Here is a 17460-nt window from a genome sequence, read left to right on the forward strand (position 1 = left end):
TTAGTTACCTTTTAAATTATCGATTTGTTGAGTGAGTTGACCAACTAAAGCTATTAATGATTCATAATGGTGCTGTAAAGTCTCTATTCTATGCTGTTGAATATCCTTTTCCACATCGATGCAAAGTGCATCAAGCTGGTGGAACGTCATGACGCGAGCTGCACCTTTAATTCGATGAATAATTAAGCCTACTAATTCAATATTATTTTCGTTAATAGCCATATTCAATTCATGCTGGTCTTTAATACATGATGCAAGATACTGATCGAGCAATGTATAGGCTGTTTCACTATCACCGAAGATATCAATAAGCTCGTTAATATTAACTAAATCCGTTGTGCTTTCACTATCCGTTAACGTATTAGGCACGAGGTGCTCATATGTTGACGTGACATTGTCACAATTTCTACTCGGTAGCCATTGGTTTAATACGGTATTTAATTCATCTAATGTTATTGGCTTAATTAAATACGCATCAAATCCAATCTCTTTAAAAAATTGTTCGTTAGATAGCGCATCTGCTGTTAACGCCAATACAGGAAGAGGCTTAGCAGCTTTTATCTGTTCTTGTTTACGAATGGCTTTAACCAGCTCAAAACCATCAAGCTCTGGCATATGGCAATCTGTTAGTAATAGATCATATGAATTCTTGCTTAATGCATCTAGTGCTTTTTGACCGTTATCTACAATATCAACGGCATAGTTAAGTTGCTCTAGTTGTTGTTTAAGGATCTGCTGGTTAATAGGGTGATCTTCTGCAACCAGAATGTAACGCCCTTTTGCAACAGCCTGCTCATAGGTGTATACACGCTTTTCTGTGGTGGTTATATCAGGGTATAGGGTATTTTTACAGGTCTGTTTTGCTAGCGCTTGATAGAACAGATTCGGCAATAATGGATTACAAGAAATGATATAACCTTCCGAGGTGCTTTGAGTGAAAAAATGGCTCGGAGAGCTAATTGTAATAACGTTTATTGACGGTAAATTAGCCTTAAACCATGCTGCATCAATATTGTGATCAGTAAGCCATGTGTCTTTCACGATAATCGTATTGATTTTATTCGTTAGAATGAATGCTGGTAATTTAGCTTTATTTGCAATTGCAATTTTTGTGTATGAGCAATGCCATGATTGTAAATATAACTCTAAAAACTGCTCGTCAATATCGCCCAAAAAGCCACAATGTTTATGTAACGGCTTGACTGATTTCTTTTCAACAACAGTGAAGGGGATCGTAACACTAAATGTAGTGCCAACATTAATGTCACTTTTCGCGACAATTTCACCACCCATTAGTTGGGCTAATTGGTGGCAAATGGATAAACCTAGCCCTGTACCACTAAAGCGACGGTTACTGTTTTGCTCAACTTGAACAAATGGTTGAAATAAACGCTCTAAATCTTTAGGTTTAATACCAATCCCCGTATCAGTGATAGAGAATGTCAGCTTTTGTTCTGATGCTGATTCTTGGATCATATCAACAGCCAGATGAATGTTTCCTTGCACGGTAAACTTAATCGCATTGTTAATAAGATTATTAAGAATTTGCGTTAAACGTACTTCATCAAACAGTAAACAGTGTGCGATGGTAGGATCGAGCCACAAGGTGAATGTAATTTCTTTTTGCTGTGCATGAATAGAGTGGGGCTGTACTAATTCATGAATAAGATCCGAAATATTATTTTCACTTGGGTTAATACTGAGCTTACCAGCTTCAATTTTCGAAAAATCTAATACATCATTGACAATGTTGAGCAAGTTACGCCCTGATTGTGACAAATTATGATGAATTTGTCGTAATTCATTAGTTTTCGCATGTGGTTCCATTAGCTCTAATAAACTTAGAATTCCGCTGATTGGCGTACGGATCTCGTGGCTCATCATGGCCAAGAAGCGTGATTTAGATTCAGTCGCAGCCAGTGATTTCTCGTTAGCTTCCATTAGTGCGACTTGTTGTTCTTTGGTTTGCGAAATATCTAGAATAATAGTATTCCACTGCCAACCGTTTTCAACTTCCGATATTTGGCAACGTAGTTCTATCCAGCGCGGTTTAAGCGTGTTGGAATGAATTTGTAAATTAGTACTCCAATAGCCAATAGAAACTGCCTGTTGCATTGTTAAATAAAGAGATTCGAAGTCTTCTCGCTGTTTTAATATATCAAGTAATAAAGCCGGATCTTCATATAGTTTAGATGCATCACAATCAATGAATAGATTGATTTTTTCGCTAATGAATAAAAATTCAATATCAAATGGGTTTGCACTGTTTTGTAAGTGCTGAATCAAAACACCATCAAAATTATTCGTTAGGTAAGTTAGCTTTTGTTCGGCATTTTTCCGTTGCGTGATCTCTCGACTTAAACGACGATTCCAATAGATAATTACAGTAATAATACTAAAAATTACCGTTGTAACGATGATCGCCCAGCCAATGATTTGGCTGTAATTAACGTCAGATTTTATGGTTATAGAATGCCATTTTCTAAAACTATTCGTTAGATCTTCTGGTGGCAATGTCATTATCATTTTATTGATGATATTTCTTAGCTGAAGATTGTTATTATCTACTGCAAAATTAATTGAACGTTGGTGGTTATCCAACTTGCTAGGGACAATTTTTAATTGGCCAAGGTATTCATTTTGTAACAACACATGCGCTTGGCTGAGTGAAATAACAGCATAATCGATTTGATCATTGATCAATGCAGCAAGCATGTCATTTCTTGAATCAAAACTAATTGTTTTATTATCTGGGTATAAGTTTAAAGCAAGGTTTTTAACAAAACTTGATTGAATAACACCAATACTATTCTTAGGTGTAATTCCGTAGCTATTTCGTTTTGAAATTTTATTGACAATAACCCAGCCTTCTTGCCCATAAGGCATGCTAAAAAGCAGTTCTTTTTTCCGTAATGACGACGTGGCAACGGCGCTAAGAATATGTATATCTCCTTGTGCAAGCATCGCTTTAGCTTGGGAGTAGTCATTAATATGGATAAACTCATAATTAACACCGAGTCCTACACTCATTTTTTGAGCGATATCTTCAACTTGCAGATATAGAATATCTTCTTCTTTTAGATGGTTAGCATCAAATTGGTAACCAATTTTTAGCGTAGGTAAAGACTCAAGAAAGTTTTTTTCATCGCTAGTAAGTTTAATTTTACTCGGATCTTTGAGTAAAGAAATTTGATTTTTTGTCAGCCATTTCTTGTGAAGCCAATTTATTTCGGTTTTAGATAGGGCAACGATAGTGCTATTGAGTTGTTTGATAATGGCACTATTTTTTATTGAACTGGCAAGGTGCAGTTGCTCTAAAGGTAACTGTTCAAGTATTGTTACTTCAAATGGGATCGATGGATCATTACTTTTTAGTAGCTTATTTAAAAGAATTGAATTGCCAATGTAAGCGTCAGCCTCGCCTCTTTTGACAGAATCTAAGGCGGTTTTTGAATCAACCATTGAAATCGTGGTGATACTTTCGTTGACTTGAGGTAATAACCCATTGAGAACACTGTTCTCTTCAATGGCGATTGTCTTATCATCAAAATTTAAGAGGATATTGGAAGACGAATAGCTAAGCATTGCGTAAGGAAAAGCCAATAGAGGCTCACTAAATGCAAAAAACTTTTCTCTTTCTGCACTGTTGCTTACCCCTATGGCAACATCAAGCTCATCGCGTGCTAATGCTGTTAGAATTTCAGTCGGCGTATCATAAACAATATTTTCAATAGTGTACCCAGCGTTATGGCTGATAATTGACATATAGTCAGGTAATAGCCCTACGACTTCTTGCTTTTTATTGAGTGAGGATAACGGTGACCAATCTAATGAAAGGTATCCAACTTTTAATGTTGTTTTTTGAACATTGTCATCAGCCCAAGTTAATGAGCTAATAAATAAAATTATTAGTAAAGTAAAGTTACGCATGACTTAATTCTCATTAACGTTTAGTAAAGGCGCTGGTTGAGTACGGTATGTTTCGTTTTTAATGTTTTATACCATTCAGGTTTAATATCTTGTGACTCAAATACCCACCTTGCTTCGTTGACAGTATTTTTTTCACTAACATATAAATCGAGGTGTCCACGAGCAAATAGTTCCACTATGCAGCGTGCTAAAGTGATATCAAAACGGTACATCGGCCATAATGTAAAAAGTAACTGTCCAGCCGTCACAAATTGTTTTTGTTTTACCAACTGTAAGGCATAACTATACTCAGCACACTTGCTCTCATTAATTTTAGCCGTCTGCGCTTTTAGCCACATCTGCTTAATGACATTATGTGGTTCATTAGGTTGTAAATTGAAAATGTTGGTCAACTGCTTTACAAACTTAATGATATGAGTATGCATTGAAAGCTTAATGGCTGTACTTAGCGCAATAATAAGAAATTCGCTTGGTAATTCATTATATTCATGGTGCTCTACATAATTTAATGCATTCATAAATTCACGATACGCAATCAAATTAGAATCATTTTCAGCGGCCTGATATGCCTGTAATAAATAGATATAAGCGCGATCGTGCTTAGTGATCTTCTGCTGCTGATTAATAGAGCACCATAGTTTCTCTATCGACTGGTGCTTTTTGTTGTATTGTTGTAGCTGTACCCACACTAAAAATGCGTAGTTTTGAGGTTTATCCCAAATGGAAAAACGCAGTGAAAAACAGGCTTCTCTGATATGACGTTCGATCTCAGTGTCGTGTTGAAGACAAAACTCAATCCATATTAAACCAAACAAGCGGTAGAGATTATTACGGCTTACTTTATGCGCCGCTAACCAAAATTCATAGCCTATGCTTATACGGTTCTGTTTTAATGCAGAGCGAGCTTTAAGATCTAATAGTGTCAGGTGTTGTTGTGGGCTAGAAGAATTAATTGATGTAAGCAACGGAGTAAGCTGGTCAAATTTATTTTGCTCTAACCATAATTGCGCTAATAATAATTTAGCAGGCACATAGTCATTTTGTTGAAGTAAACTATTTAACATGACGTCAATATCGTTATAACTTGTCGTCACTTTATTTAGCAATAATCGTTTAGCCAAGGCTGTTACACTCGACCAATATTTATCACAATAAGAATAGTTTTCAATAAACTCTTGTACACCTAACCAACCCTTTGATTGGTAAGTGTTAAATACAGCATCTTCAAACTTATGCTTATTAAAATGGAGATTTATTCGCGTTGTCAGTGTTTCTAAACGAAAAGGCTTAATTAAATAGTCTGTAGGTTGGTATTCAGAAAATCCCATCAAAATTGATTCTGAATCATCTGCAGTAACAATAAAAATCAAAGGATGATGAGTGATCAATTGATTGTGGTGGAGGCGCTCAAGTAACTGAAGGCCTGTGCTGCCAAGACCTAAATTAAAATCAATAAAAATGATATCGAATACATTGCGTTGGCAAAGCTTTATTGCATCTTGTGCATTTGATGCAAAATAAATTCGTTGTGCTTCAAATTTCGCTTTCAACAGAATTAATTTAGTCGTTTGCTGAATAATTACACTGTCATCGACAATTAGAATTGATTGACTATTAACCATATAAGCTCAGAAAAGGAAAATGGATTTAAAATTTGTAAAGGGAGCGGGATGATAATAGCTAATTAAATAATCAACAAATATTCTTATGTAACAACGTGTAACTCAATTAAGCTTTTGTTTTTTGGTGAGTTATCTTCATGAGGAATGTTGTTGTTAGGCGTTTCAACGTGAATCAAGGGAAGAGTTGTATGAAAGGGGCAGTGCTATTGAATACGGATAATCTTATTATAAAAAAGAGGTCGCTAAGCGACCTCTTTTAACATCAATCACACATAGGCTAAGTTAATAGTTAACTTTCAGTGGCAAGGTGATGATTTTCTTCGCCAATGAAGCCACCAGTTTGATGTGCCCATAACTGAGCATAAATACCTTTCTGATTGATGAGCTCTTGGTGTGTACCTTGCTCAATAACCTGGCCTTTATCTAATACGATAAGACGATCCATCGCTGCAATAGTCGATAAACGGTGGGCAATCGCGATAACTGTTTTGCCTTCCATTAATTCAACCAAACTTTCCTGAATCGCCGCTTCCACTTCAGAATCCAACGCTGAGGTTGCTTCATCTAAGATTAAGATTGGCGCATTTTTCAGTAATACGCGGGAGATAGCAATACGCTGACGTTGTCCTCCTGAGAGTTTAACACCACGTTCACCCACCTGAGCATCGTAACCAATATTACCAAACGGGTCTGTCAATGTTTCGATGAACTCATGGGCATGTGCTTGTTTAGTTGCGGAAAGCAACTGCTCTTCACTGGCTTCAGGATCACCATAAAGAATGTTGTCTTTAATAGAGCGATGAAGCAAAGACGTATCTTGCGTTACCATGCCAATTTTACTGCGTAATGAATCTTGCGTAACTTTCGCAATGTCTTGCCCATCTATGCGAATATTTCCGCCTTCTAAATTATGAAAACGTAATAGCAAGTTAACTAAGGTTGATTTGCCTGCGCCAGATCGACCGACTAAGCCAACTTTTTCACCAGGTTTAATATTCAACGAGAGATGGTTGATAACATCTTTATTTTCGCCATAGTTAAAGCTTACGTTATCAAATTCAATGCCACCATTTTGCACAGCTAATGGCTTAGCGTTAGGCTCATCTTCAATTTCAACTGGCTTAGACAGCGTTTTCATACCGTCGACAACGGTACCCATATTTTCAAATAGCGCACCCACTTCCCACATGATCCACATCGACATGCCATTAATACGCAGCGCTAAACTAATCGCAATTGCAATCGAACCTACTTGAATTGCACTGTGCATCCACAGGTAAATAGAAAGGACAGAAATAGAAAAAAGTAATAAGTAGTTAGCTAATTGAACGCAAATATCAAATCCGGTAACCAAGCGCATTTGATGATGAACCGTTGCAAGGAAGCCCTTCATCCCTTTTTCGGCATAATCGGTTTCATATTTACTGTGGGAGAACAGTTTGACTGTTGCAATATTGGTATAACTGTCAACAATTCGTCCTGTCATGGTCGAGCGGGCATCAGCTTGCTCTGCTGCGACCTTCTTTAGCTTAGGAATAAAGTGAATTTGAATACCAATATAAGCGATTAACCAAGCCAACATAGGTAACATCAATAGCCAATCCGCTTGAGCAAGGATCACTAACATCGAAGTAAAGTAAACAGAGACGTAAACGAAAACATCAGCCGTTTTCATTACCGTTTCTCTTACGGCAAGAGAAGTTTGCATGACTTTAGTTGCAATACGTCCTGCAAAGTCATCTTGGTAAAACGACAGGCTTTGTTTGAGCAGATAACGGTGAGCTTGCCAACGAATGGACATTGGGTAGTTACCCAGTAACGTTTGGTGTGATAGCAATGATGAGATCAAGACTAATAGTGGCATTACGATAAGCACGACCACGGATAACCAAATTAAGGTTGTCCCGTTTTCAGCTAAGAATGTTTTAGGATCACTTGCTGCTAGCCAATCGACTAACTTACCCATAAAACCAAATAGCACAACCTCAATAATTGCAACAATAGCACTAAGTAACGCCATGCAAGCTAACGGCTTTTCAAATCCACGAGTGTAATAGCGACAAAATGCAAAAATACCTTGGGGGGGTTGTGTGGGCTCTTGCTTTGGAAAAGCGTTCGTGAAACCTTCGAAGCGTTTGAACATAGTTCACCTAGTTAGTATTGGCATTTTGTTATTAGCTGTGTAGTCGCGCATTCATAAGAAAATGAGGAAAAATATGATTTATGATTGAGCTTATTACAGTAAAACCGTATGCATGGCAGTTAATTATTTAAACGCTCTCAGTGTACGAATTATTATGAAGGGTCTCAATACGAGAATACAAATTTATAAAAATATACAAGTATGGCCAGATTTCATTTGTAATAAATGTATACCGATAAGAAAAAAAAGGTTTGTCATTGTTAGTGACAAACCTTTCATTGTTATATTGTCATGATTGTAGCGAATAGATTTACAGCTTTTTAGAGAAAACCCCACACAGCGCAATAATCGCTAAACCTAATAACATGATGTCGCCTTTATCACTATCAAATCCAGCTTTCACACCTGAAATTGCAACAATAGCGATAGCCACTGGAATGATATATTTAATCAATACATACCAAAGGTTGAACAGTGGGAATGACACTTTTCCGTTATTGGTAATTTCTTTTTTTAGCTCACTTCGATCTAAACGCCAGCCCGCAAATAGACACACCAACATACCACCAACAGCAAGGAAGATTTTGTCAGTAAGTAAGTCAAAGACATCAAATGCGCCAGTGTCGAATAGCTTAGGACCAAAGCCACCAATAGATAGCGAAGCAAGAATACAAAGTAGCGCCATCACAATACTTGCGCTGATCACCGCAGTCACACGGCTAAAACCTTTCTCGTCAATTAAGTAGGCAACGACCACTTCCAGTAATGACACTGACGAGGTTAATGCCGCCACACTTAAAGCAACGAAGAATAAAATTGCAAGTAAGAAGCCGATGCCACCCATTTCAGCAAACAATTGCGGAACAACGACAAATACCAAACCTGGCCCTGCAGAAGGTTCCATGCTGAACGCAAACATTGCAGGGAACATAGCGATACCGGCGAGTAATGCTACCCCCGTATCCATCGCCGTAACCATAGCGGTGGTTTGTACGATATTCTCTTTTCTGCGTAAGTAACTGCCGTATGTCAGCATACAGCCCATACCTAAACTTAGTGAGAAGAACGCCTGTCCCAGTGCAGCAAGCACAACAGAACTATCAATTTTTGAAAAATCAGGCTTGAATAAAAACTCTAAGCCCGCCATTGAGCCTGGTAAGGTAAGGCCTTTGATAGACACAATGATTAAGATAATGAAAAGCAGTGGCATTAACACTTTACTTGCTTTTTCTATACCACCTGAAACGCCTCGGATAACGACAAAAATATTAAATAAAAGGTAAAGTCCCATCCAGAAAAGCGGTTGTATAGGATCAGAAATAAAGCTACCAAAACTATCGTTAATAGCCGTTGGCGTACTTAATAATCCGGTTGAAATTTTATAGATATAAGCAATGGCCCAACCACCAACAACAGGGTAAAACCCCATGATAAGTAGGCCACTTAATACTCCCATGATGCCAACAAACGTCCAACGACGATCGGTGGTTTTAAATGCGCCAACGGCAGACAAACCTGTTTTACGTCCCACTGCAAATTCAGTTAGCATGACGCTAAAGCCAATAAAAATAACGAAAAACAAGTAAATAGCAACAAACGCGCCGCCACCATTGTCGCCAGCAGTATAAGGAAACTTCCAAATGTTTCCTAAACCAACAGCAGATCCTGCTGCGGCCATAACAAAGCCAATTCGTGAACTCCAGTTTCCACGATTAGCGGTTGGAGAAGTTGATGTGTCCATAAAACATCCTGTTAATGATTGTAGTGAGTCATAATTGTTATAAATATTTAGTCTTAAATATCCTTTTCACTATGAGAAATATGAAAATCTTTGACTATAAATCATAAAATAAAAAGTTATTTAAACTGATTGAGTTTACATAATTAACATATTTATCACGCATTGGCGGGGTTGAAAATCATTAATTGTAATGAATTAGTTAATTTCTGTAAAAAAGATAGAAGTGTTATTAGATGTTTACACTTTTTAGTTTTGCACGCTGCTCAATTAATCTGTATACAAAAAATGGAAGATTGTGCTGATAACTAGTTTGCTATTGATAACCTAAAATAAAACGGTTTCGAATCGCTTGGGATTATAAAGTGTTTTATAAATTGATTGTTTAGAGTGAATATGAAACAGTTAAGCGAACAGCGTTCCATTTGGTTCGTTTATATAATAAAAAGTCAGCCAATTGGCCATAATGTGTAGTGTCATAGCGTCATTACACAGTGCAAAAGGAAAGATTCGCCCAATGTCACTTGTTATACCTATGGTTATTTATATACAGCAGCACTTAGCCAAAGTTGCAGATAAAGCGGTTGCTGCCAATATGCAACAAACACTTAGGGTAAATCAGCCTTGCTATGGGGTTAATGCCGAGCAACGAAGTGAAATTTTTAAAGATGCGAGAGCACATACAAAAATTGATAATGCAGAAAATTATCGTCGCTTACTGCTTTGGCTATGGTCCGGTGTTTATCGTGAAGAGCGTTATTTAGCACTTGATGCTGGTGAGTATTACCATGCATTTAGAAATGAACATGCTTTTCATACTTATCAAGAAATGCTGGAAACTGTTGATGGGGTTGATATTGCTGATCGCTTAGTTGAGCAGTTAATCAGTCCTGTTGTGTTAGGGCATCGCGAATTTGAATCAAAACTAATTGAATGGCGAGAGTCTGATAATAAATGGTTGAAACGAGCGTCATTATTGGCGCATTGTCATCACAAACAGCATACCAATGTCGACTTACTGTGCGAGACAGTACTGCTATTAGCCGATGATAGTGATTATGAGGTGCAGCAAGCGATAGGGTTAGTATTGCGAAATTACAGTGAAACCGATTTCCCTTTCGTTGATCATTTTCTTATATCGAATATTGGTATATTAACGCCGCAAGCTAGGCGAGAAGCAAGAAAACTTACATTAGGTTTGTAGCGATATTTAAGCCTTTACAGTTAACGATAAAGCCCGTATTACGCTAACTCGATCATAGCGAGTTAAACGTATACGGGCTTTTTACTATTCAATGATAGTGACTTTTTCAATCACAATCGGATCACGAGGGACATCGTCATGATCGCGAACAGATAATGTTTTTACTTTTGAAATTTTGTTTACTACGTCCATTCCAGCCGTTACTTCGCCAAAAACAGTGTATCCCCAGCCCGCATTTGTTGTTGCTGTGTGATCAAGAAAATCATTGTCAGCAACATTAATAAAAAACTCAGCCGTTGCTGAATGCGGGGCATCTGTTCTTGCCATTGCGATAGTACCTATCACATTTTTCAGACCACGGTTTGCTTCATTAACAATGGGGGCGCGGGTTGGTTTTTCTTTCATTTTCACAGTGTAACCACCACCTTGGATCATAAAGCCTTTGATCACTCGGTGAAAAATAGTGCCGTTGTAAAAACCGTCTTGGCAATATTTTAAGAAGTTCTTAACCGTAACAGGCGCTTTTTTCTTGTTCAGCTCAATCGTAATATCGCCAACATTGGTGGTAAAAATAATCATCTAAAACTAACCGTGGTGTAAATTGAATCGGGCAGTATACGTAATAGTGATGCTATTTGTAGTAAAAAAGTCATTAAATATCATGGCTTAAATTGAAGGTCATTATTGATCAGCCTTAATCCTGCTTCTCTACCTTGTTGATAACCTTGATCTAATTTACTGATATCTTTAGTTAATCTTTTGATCATAAACGTTTTATCAGGTGCAATGGCGGTGATTTTGCAATCCTTTGGCGGATTATGAATAAAATACAATGCCTTATTATAGCGAGACTCTTTGGTTAAAAACTCTTGCCCAAACACGGGATTTGTTCGGAATAAGCGACGTGTTAACCATGGCACTTGTCGATTTTTAGCAAACAAACCTTGAGCATGAGATAGAATAACTGTGATATCACGTGCGCCCTTATTGTAAGCCTCGATCACTGGGATAGGATCGGCAATACCGCCATCGCTCATTTCAATACCGTCAACTTGTGGAAATTGACGGTAAATGATCGGTAGGGCGCATGTTGCAGTCATCACTTCATTTAAGTTGTTACGTGTTACTTCAACGTAGTTAGGCTCACCCGTATCGACCACCGTTGTTGTGGCGTAAAGTGGGACATTACGATTCTCATATTTGTGTAGCTCTAAAGGAAGATGACTGATACTGGTGTTCCATAACCAATCTATATCAATTAAGTTACCACCTTTAACAAAACGTCTGTAATTAATGAACTCCTTACTGCGTGCGTATTCGGTAATAACTTTATAGTTACGTTGATAACTTTCACACAGATATCCCATGAGTACTACAGAGCCTGCTGATACGCCGATAGTAAAATCAAATGGGTTGTAACTACGTTCAATAAAAGCATCTAATACACCAGTGGCAAAAATGCCACGCATTGCCCCACCTTCGACAACCAAAGCGCGTTTACTCATCACTGTTCCTTATCCTTGGTGATTTAATTATTCCATATTGGAATTAGACGATATTACCTTTAAGAATATGCACACATTTAATTCTAGATCACATTTTTATGAGTTTTTTGTTATTTAACGTATTATGACGGACATTATTTTGCGTGTTTCTCCTCCCACATATTAGATTAGGTTTGTTGATGCAAATTTTCCAAAAAGATGCGATTGAGTGGTTAACAGCTTTGCCCGATCAAAGTATTGACTTGATGATCACCGATCCACCTTATGAGTCGCTTGAAAAACACCGCTCAGTGGGAACAACAACGCGATTAAAACAAAGTAAAGGATCGAGTAACCAATGGTTTGATATTTTCCCCAATGAACGATTTGAAAGTTTATTGACGCAAGCCTATCGCGTTTTAAAACCAAACAGTCATTTCTATTTGTTCTGTGATCAAGAAACAATGTTTCACATTAAACCGATTGCAGAGCAGGTGGGGTTTAAGTTTTGGAAACCCATCGTGTGGGATAAAGTCGCGATAGGGATGGGATATCATTATCGAGCACGTTATGAATTTATTTTGTTTTTCGAAAAAGGTAAGCGAAAACTGAATAACTTATCGATTCCAGATGTATTGGAATGTAAGCGTGTTTATCGCGGTTATCCGACAGAAAAGCCCGTCCCACTATTAGAGATATTAATAGAGCAAAGTAGTGTTGAAGGTGATGTTATTGCCGATCCGTTTTTTGGTTCAGGTTCAACATTAGTGGCGGCTGATAGGTTAGCGCGTCAAGCATGGGGTAGCGATATCTCTGATTCAGCCCATCAACATTTAAAACAACGTCTATCGTCGCGATAGACGACATTTTTTAAGCTAGGAACAAACATGGCCCAACCGGGAAAGATTATTAGCTGGAATCAACAAAAAGGTTTTGGATTTATTGCACCAGATAACGGCGAGCAAGATGTTTTTTTTCATGTCTCTGCCTTGCCGGATAAACAGTGTCGTCCTCGTATCAATGAGGCCGTAACATTTCGTATAAGTAAAGATAAAAAAGGGCGCATGTCAGCAACAACAGTGACATTGACCAAAGCACATTCAGGTTTAGATAAATACACCGCACCTTTTTCAAAGTCACAGTGGTTTAGTGTTATCTTTTTGGCTTTCGTTGCGATATCAGTGGCGCTTTTTAATACCCCTTATCAAGTACTGATTGGATATTTAGTATTAAGCGTTGTGACGTTTGCGGTGTATGCACATGATAAACGTGCGGCTGAGTTAGATAAATGGCGAACCAAAGAAGCAAGCTTGCATATATTAGCCTTAGTGGGGGGATGGCCTGGTGCGTTATGGGCACAAAAGATATTGCGCCATAAATCTCAAAAACAGCCATTTAAAGCCATATTATGGGCAATGATCATACTTAACTGCGCGGCGTTTATTCTATCGTTTACCCCAGAAGGGGTGACGTTAATTAAACAAGTGTTACAGCTAATTTAAAATAGAGCGTGATTCATTATAGTAATGAATAAGATTCTATTAATCGTCCAGCATAGACCAATGTATAATGACGTGCTGGGCGATCATTCATTTATCGAATAACAGAAATGTCGCCATCTGCATCAGCAGACCAAGTAAAGTACTGGTTACCTTTACCTGAAATAATCGCGCTACCATTTGTGATATAAGGATGAACTTCATTGATATTGTATCGGTAAGTCAGTGGCGATGTAGATTCGGTAGACCAGTATGTAGTATCGTTGTCCGCAGTATTAATCAACATACCTTTAAATGTGATTTGATTACTATTATTCATCGCCATGATGTAATCATCATCAGTGTTTTTATCCAGAGATAATGAAATAATTTCGCCATTTGCAATCGCGTTGTGGGTGGTAAACTGCATCGCTTCAATGGTATGAATAACAACTCTGTCAGTTTGTTTTTCTACCTTGATACGGCCTTTTGTAACAGCAATATCAATATTTCCCTGAATTTCAGGAATATAACATTCATTAGAATTACCAACCGGTAGATTCTCAGCACAGTCCTTTGCTGCTTTTGCTACAACAGTTAAGGCATCTGCAGTTACGTCTGCATAGTTTTGTAAATCAGCATGGCTCAAGTTATCAACATCAATCCCGCCGTGATTTACAACTTCATCACCAACATTACAACCTAATAATGTTGTTGTTACTATTGCCGCTAAACATAGCTTCTTCATACAAGACCTTTTATCAATATATGTATAAATACTGTGAGAGAGGGTAGGTTGTTAATAAATTGAAAGCAATCATTCGCAGTGTTAATGACTTGGTTTTGACAAAGAGATGACAGTAATGGTTGTTTTCAAATAATTTTCATGACACTTGTCTAACAGAACTGCTCAGATATTAAATGATGTTAACTGAACCTAGAAAAGTAAAGGTTACTGCTTATTTCTGCTATCGTAGCTGGAAGAAATTTATTGTTTAATAAACAATTGGTTAAATGTAAAAAAACAGCACTAGATTATAGTGCTGGTTAATGAATGCTAGGCGTAACTCTATTGAGCGGTAATATCGCCATTACTATCAGCAGACCAATTAAATGTCTGGTTATCTTTACCAGTAATTACGGCATTACCGCTGATAAGGGATGGAAGCTTGATATTGGCATCATATTTAAGAGCTAGTCCAGTTGTTGATTCAGTAGACCAATATTTTGCATCGCTGTCAGCGGTATTAATGAGCATTCCCTTAAAGGTAACGTTATTTCCGCCAGGTAGCGTTTTAAGGGTCATGTTGTAATCTTTATCAAGGTTTTCACTGAAATTAAGTGAAATGACTTCACCGTTTGTCACTGCATTTGGAGAGGTAAACTCCATTGCTTTTGTTGTATGAACAATAACAGTTTGATTTTCCTGTTGTTCAACGTCAATTTGGCCTTTTGCTACAATAATGTTTGTCGTTGTATTGCTGGCGCTAAGGTCACATTGTTTTGTCTCGCCAACAGCCATTCCATTTGAACAATTATCAGCCGCTTGCGCGATGACTGCTAATGCATCGGCAGTTAACTCTGCGTAATCTTGTTTTTGGGTTTGAGATAAATTATTGATGTCGATACCGCCGTGTTCTACAACTTCGTCACCTGCGTTACAGCCAACAAGTACTGTAGCTACCATTGCTGCTAAACATAACTTCTTCATGTAAAACCCTTTTTCAATATATGAATAAATATTGCAGAAGATGTTAGATTGTTAATAAATTAAAAGCAATCATTTGCAGTGAGAATAACTTACTTTTTACAGGGTTATGACAAAAGTCGCTATTTTTGTGGTGTTATGTCAGGTAATTGTCAGCTTAGAGGGGGAGGTTGTTGGTATTTTTCTTAGTATTTACTAGATATTCTCTTTAAAGTGAGTGTAATGGCAAGTCGCTTAGTGCTCACAATGAGTTAGCGTAATAGCTAACTCGTTTTTGGACAAAAGTTTGTTATGCACTTTGCTCTAAAAAGTAAGGGTAACTCCAAATAATTTTAAAATATCAGTTGGTTATACGCTTTTCTCTTTTGCGACATTATGCCAATAAGCAGCATATTCAGAAGTCTTCTTAAGTATTTGATCACTTTTGAAATCACTTGGCCAAAACTGAATTAAGTATTTTTGGCCGTCGAGAGGAGGTAATAGTTCTTCGTCATCTTCCGGCTCTTCCATATTTTCATAATCATAATCGAGCTCAAAACCTTTTATGTTATAACGTACTCGATAGATTCCTTCTGGTATATTTAATGGATATTCCTCTTCATGAGCCCATTCACATAAAAGTATATCTTTAGCACCTCGTGTAAATGACACCTCAACAATCTCATCGAAGTTTTCATCTACCTCTGGCTTTGAGTCAAGTAGTTCGATTTCAAGGTTGATTAATGAGTCTGTAGGAGCCGCTGTAAAAAATAATCTTTCGCTCTGAGCAGCTCCACAGAGTCCATTTTGTTGTTTATGAAAAGGATTACTAGGTAGCAGTGAATCATCTGGGTCTTCACACTCAATGTAAAATTGACTGTATGATACAAATATATTATCTGAAAACAGGGTTTGTTGTTTCATTGAAATACGATCCTTATCTGCGTGCTTTGACTTGTTAAGGCTGCACCGCTTGCGCAATATCAGGCCTACTTTCTTTAATGAATTTCACTATGTCTGATATTTTAACTAGAAGCTCCTCAGGTGATTTCTCCGAAAACTCATTAACATTAAATATTTCTAGACTGCCATCTGGCGCCTTCATTGATTGAGATAAATTACTGACTGGATTTGCGCTAGAGTGGATTAGAAAAGGTATTACAAACGTATTATACCCCTCTAATTTCATATCATATTTAGCAAGCATCTCGGGAGGCCAATTGTTATGGCTATTAAAAGTACCACTAATAAATTGTGTGGGTATATGAATCCGTGATTTCCCTTCTGCAATTATTGGAAGCGCAGAAGGCTGCTTGGCGTGCACTAATGCGAACATAGCAAGCCAGGGTGTCGTGCCTTTTGAATTGATAAGGTATTCCGGCTTAATGGCTGCTCCATTAGAAATTGCAGGGCCAACATTTACCATAGACAGCAAGCCTTGCACTTGCCCCTCCGATAAATCTATTTCATTTGGGCTTCCTTTAGATATTCCAATGAAATACATGTGGCGCCACTCTGTCGCAGAGCTTCCTATTTCGGTTTTATCAGTCACTTCTTTCCCCTGTGCAACTGTAGAGATAAAAATAGCACTTACAAAAATTGCGATAATTCGATTTAGCATAATCTTCCTGTGTGGCCTTAACAGTATATTAATAAGCATTCTTACTTTCGCGCAAAAATATACTCATAAAATACCTTTACCATACTCGATATAATCGTTACATATTATGAACTTGGTAGCAATTTTTTACATTTACGGATTTAAAAGAGGGTGTAAAAAGTAAGAAATGTATTTAATCAATCTTATTAAATATAAAGTGAAATATTAAATTTTTTAATTATCAATTAGTATAGCTACACCTCTGTTTTGAATAAGAAATATTTCTTATTAAATACGGAAATTAAGTGATAAAATCAACACGTTCATTATAACTGTTGATATATACAGTAAATAAAACTAATCCAAAATCACGTTAATGCGATATTAATGAGTATTTGCTCTGAATGATAATGGGGCAAAAATGAGTTAGAATAACTAGCGGCATTCATGTGATCACCAAGCGATTCTGTCGTACCCTAACTACCAAGCGACTTTGTCGCTTGCTTAATTACCGAGGGAAATTGACGGTCTCCATTTTTACGTAATTCTTTGACTATCAATATGGGCTAGTCAG

Annotated in this window: 13 protein-coding genes; 3 read left to right on the plus strand and 10 right to left on the minus strand. The window is 37.4% G+C overall.

Annotation, left to right across the window (positions count from 1 at the left end; all coding sequences use genetic code 11):
- The 4 genes from C9J41_RS07010 to C9J41_RS07025 form a co-directional block, all read right to left on the minus strand.
- Positions 1-3930: a transporter substrate-binding domain-containing protein gene (locus tag C9J41_RS07010; protein ID WP_107294390.1), complete on the minus strand. Its 3930-nt coding sequence runs from the start codon at positions 3928-3930 to the stop codon at positions 1-3.
- A 20-nt stretch (positions 3931-3950) separates the two neighbouring features.
- Positions 3951-5552, minus strand: a complete 1602-nt coding sequence (locus C9J41_RS07015) for a response regulator (protein WP_107294391.1) — start codon at positions 5550-5552, stop codon at positions 3951-3953.
- Between the two features lie 289 nt (positions 5553-5841).
- A complete protein-coding gene (locus tag C9J41_RS07020; RefSeq protein ID WP_107246094.1) occupies positions 5842-7695 on the minus strand; it encodes an ABC transporter ATP-binding protein in 1854 nt (617 codons plus the stop codon).
- A gap of 310 nt (positions 7696-8005) precedes the next feature.
- A complete protein-coding gene (locus C9J41_RS07025) occupies positions 8006-9436 on the minus strand; it encodes a sodium-dependent transporter (protein WP_107294392.1) in 1431 nt (476 codons plus the stop codon).
- Positions 9437-9950: 514 nt separating this feature from the next.
- Between C9J41_RS07025 and C9J41_RS07030 the strand changes: the two genes are divergently transcribed.
- Entirely contained in the window at positions 9951-10637 is a 687-nt protein-coding gene (locus C9J41_RS07030; RefSeq protein WP_107207604.1) for a DNA alkylation repair protein, read from the plus strand.
- 84 nt (positions 10638-10721) lie between these two features.
- Here C9J41_RS07030 and C9J41_RS07035 read toward each other — a convergent pair whose 3' ends face one another.
- Entirely contained in the window at positions 10722-11216 is a 495-nt protein-coding gene (locus C9J41_RS07035) for a peptidylprolyl isomerase (RefSeq protein ID WP_107291132.1), read from the minus strand.
- A gap of 80 nt (positions 11217-11296) precedes the next feature.
- Positions 11297-12142 carry a patatin family protein gene (locus tag C9J41_RS07040; protein ID WP_107207606.1) on the minus strand — a complete coding sequence of 282 codons (846 nt, stop codon included), beginning with the start codon at positions 12140-12142 and terminating at the stop codon, positions 11297-11299.
- Between the two features lie 179 nt (positions 12143-12321).
- Between C9J41_RS07040 and C9J41_RS07045 the strand changes: the two genes are divergently transcribed.
- Both C9J41_RS07045 and C9J41_RS07050 read left to right on the plus strand, forming a co-directional pair.
- Positions 12322-12981 (plus strand): site-specific DNA-methyltransferase, encoded by a 660-nt coding sequence (locus C9J41_RS07045; protein ID WP_107207607.1) that lies wholly within the window; start codon positions 12322-12324, stop codon positions 12979-12981.
- A 27-nt stretch (positions 12982-13008) separates the two neighbouring features.
- Positions 13009-13623 carry a cold shock and DUF1294 domain-containing protein gene (locus C9J41_RS07050; RefSeq protein WP_107246089.1) on the plus strand — a complete coding sequence of 205 codons (615 nt, stop codon included), beginning with the start codon at positions 13009-13011 and terminating at the stop codon, positions 13621-13623.
- Between the two features lie 91 nt (positions 13624-13714).
- Here the strand turns inward: C9J41_RS07050 and C9J41_RS07055 are convergent, their stop codons facing one another.
- The 4 genes from C9J41_RS07055 to C9J41_RS07070 form a co-directional block, all read right to left on the minus strand.
- Positions 13715-14347, minus strand: a complete 633-nt coding sequence (locus C9J41_RS07055; protein WP_107294393.1) for a hypothetical protein — start codon at positions 14345-14347, stop codon at positions 13715-13717.
- 321 nt (positions 14348-14668) lie between these two features.
- Positions 14669-15310 (minus strand): hypothetical protein, encoded by a 642-nt coding sequence (locus C9J41_RS07060; RefSeq protein WP_107207610.1) that lies wholly within the window; start codon positions 15308-15310, stop codon positions 14669-14671.
- A gap of 345 nt (positions 15311-15655) precedes the next feature.
- Entirely contained in the window at positions 15656-16210 is a 555-nt protein-coding gene (locus C9J41_RS07065; RefSeq protein ID WP_107261085.1) for a hypothetical protein, read from the minus strand.
- A gap of 34 nt (positions 16211-16244) precedes the next feature.
- Positions 16245-16907, minus strand: a complete 663-nt coding sequence (locus tag C9J41_RS07070; RefSeq protein ID WP_107246082.1) for a hypothetical protein — start codon at positions 16905-16907, stop codon at positions 16245-16247.
- Positions 16908-17460 lie beyond the last annotated feature (553 nt).

Origin of the sequence: Photobacterium sp. GB-50 (genome assembly GCF_003026755.1) — a bacterium.
Classification (GTDB): Bacteria; Pseudomonadota; Gammaproteobacteria; order Enterobacterales; family Vibrionaceae; genus Photobacterium.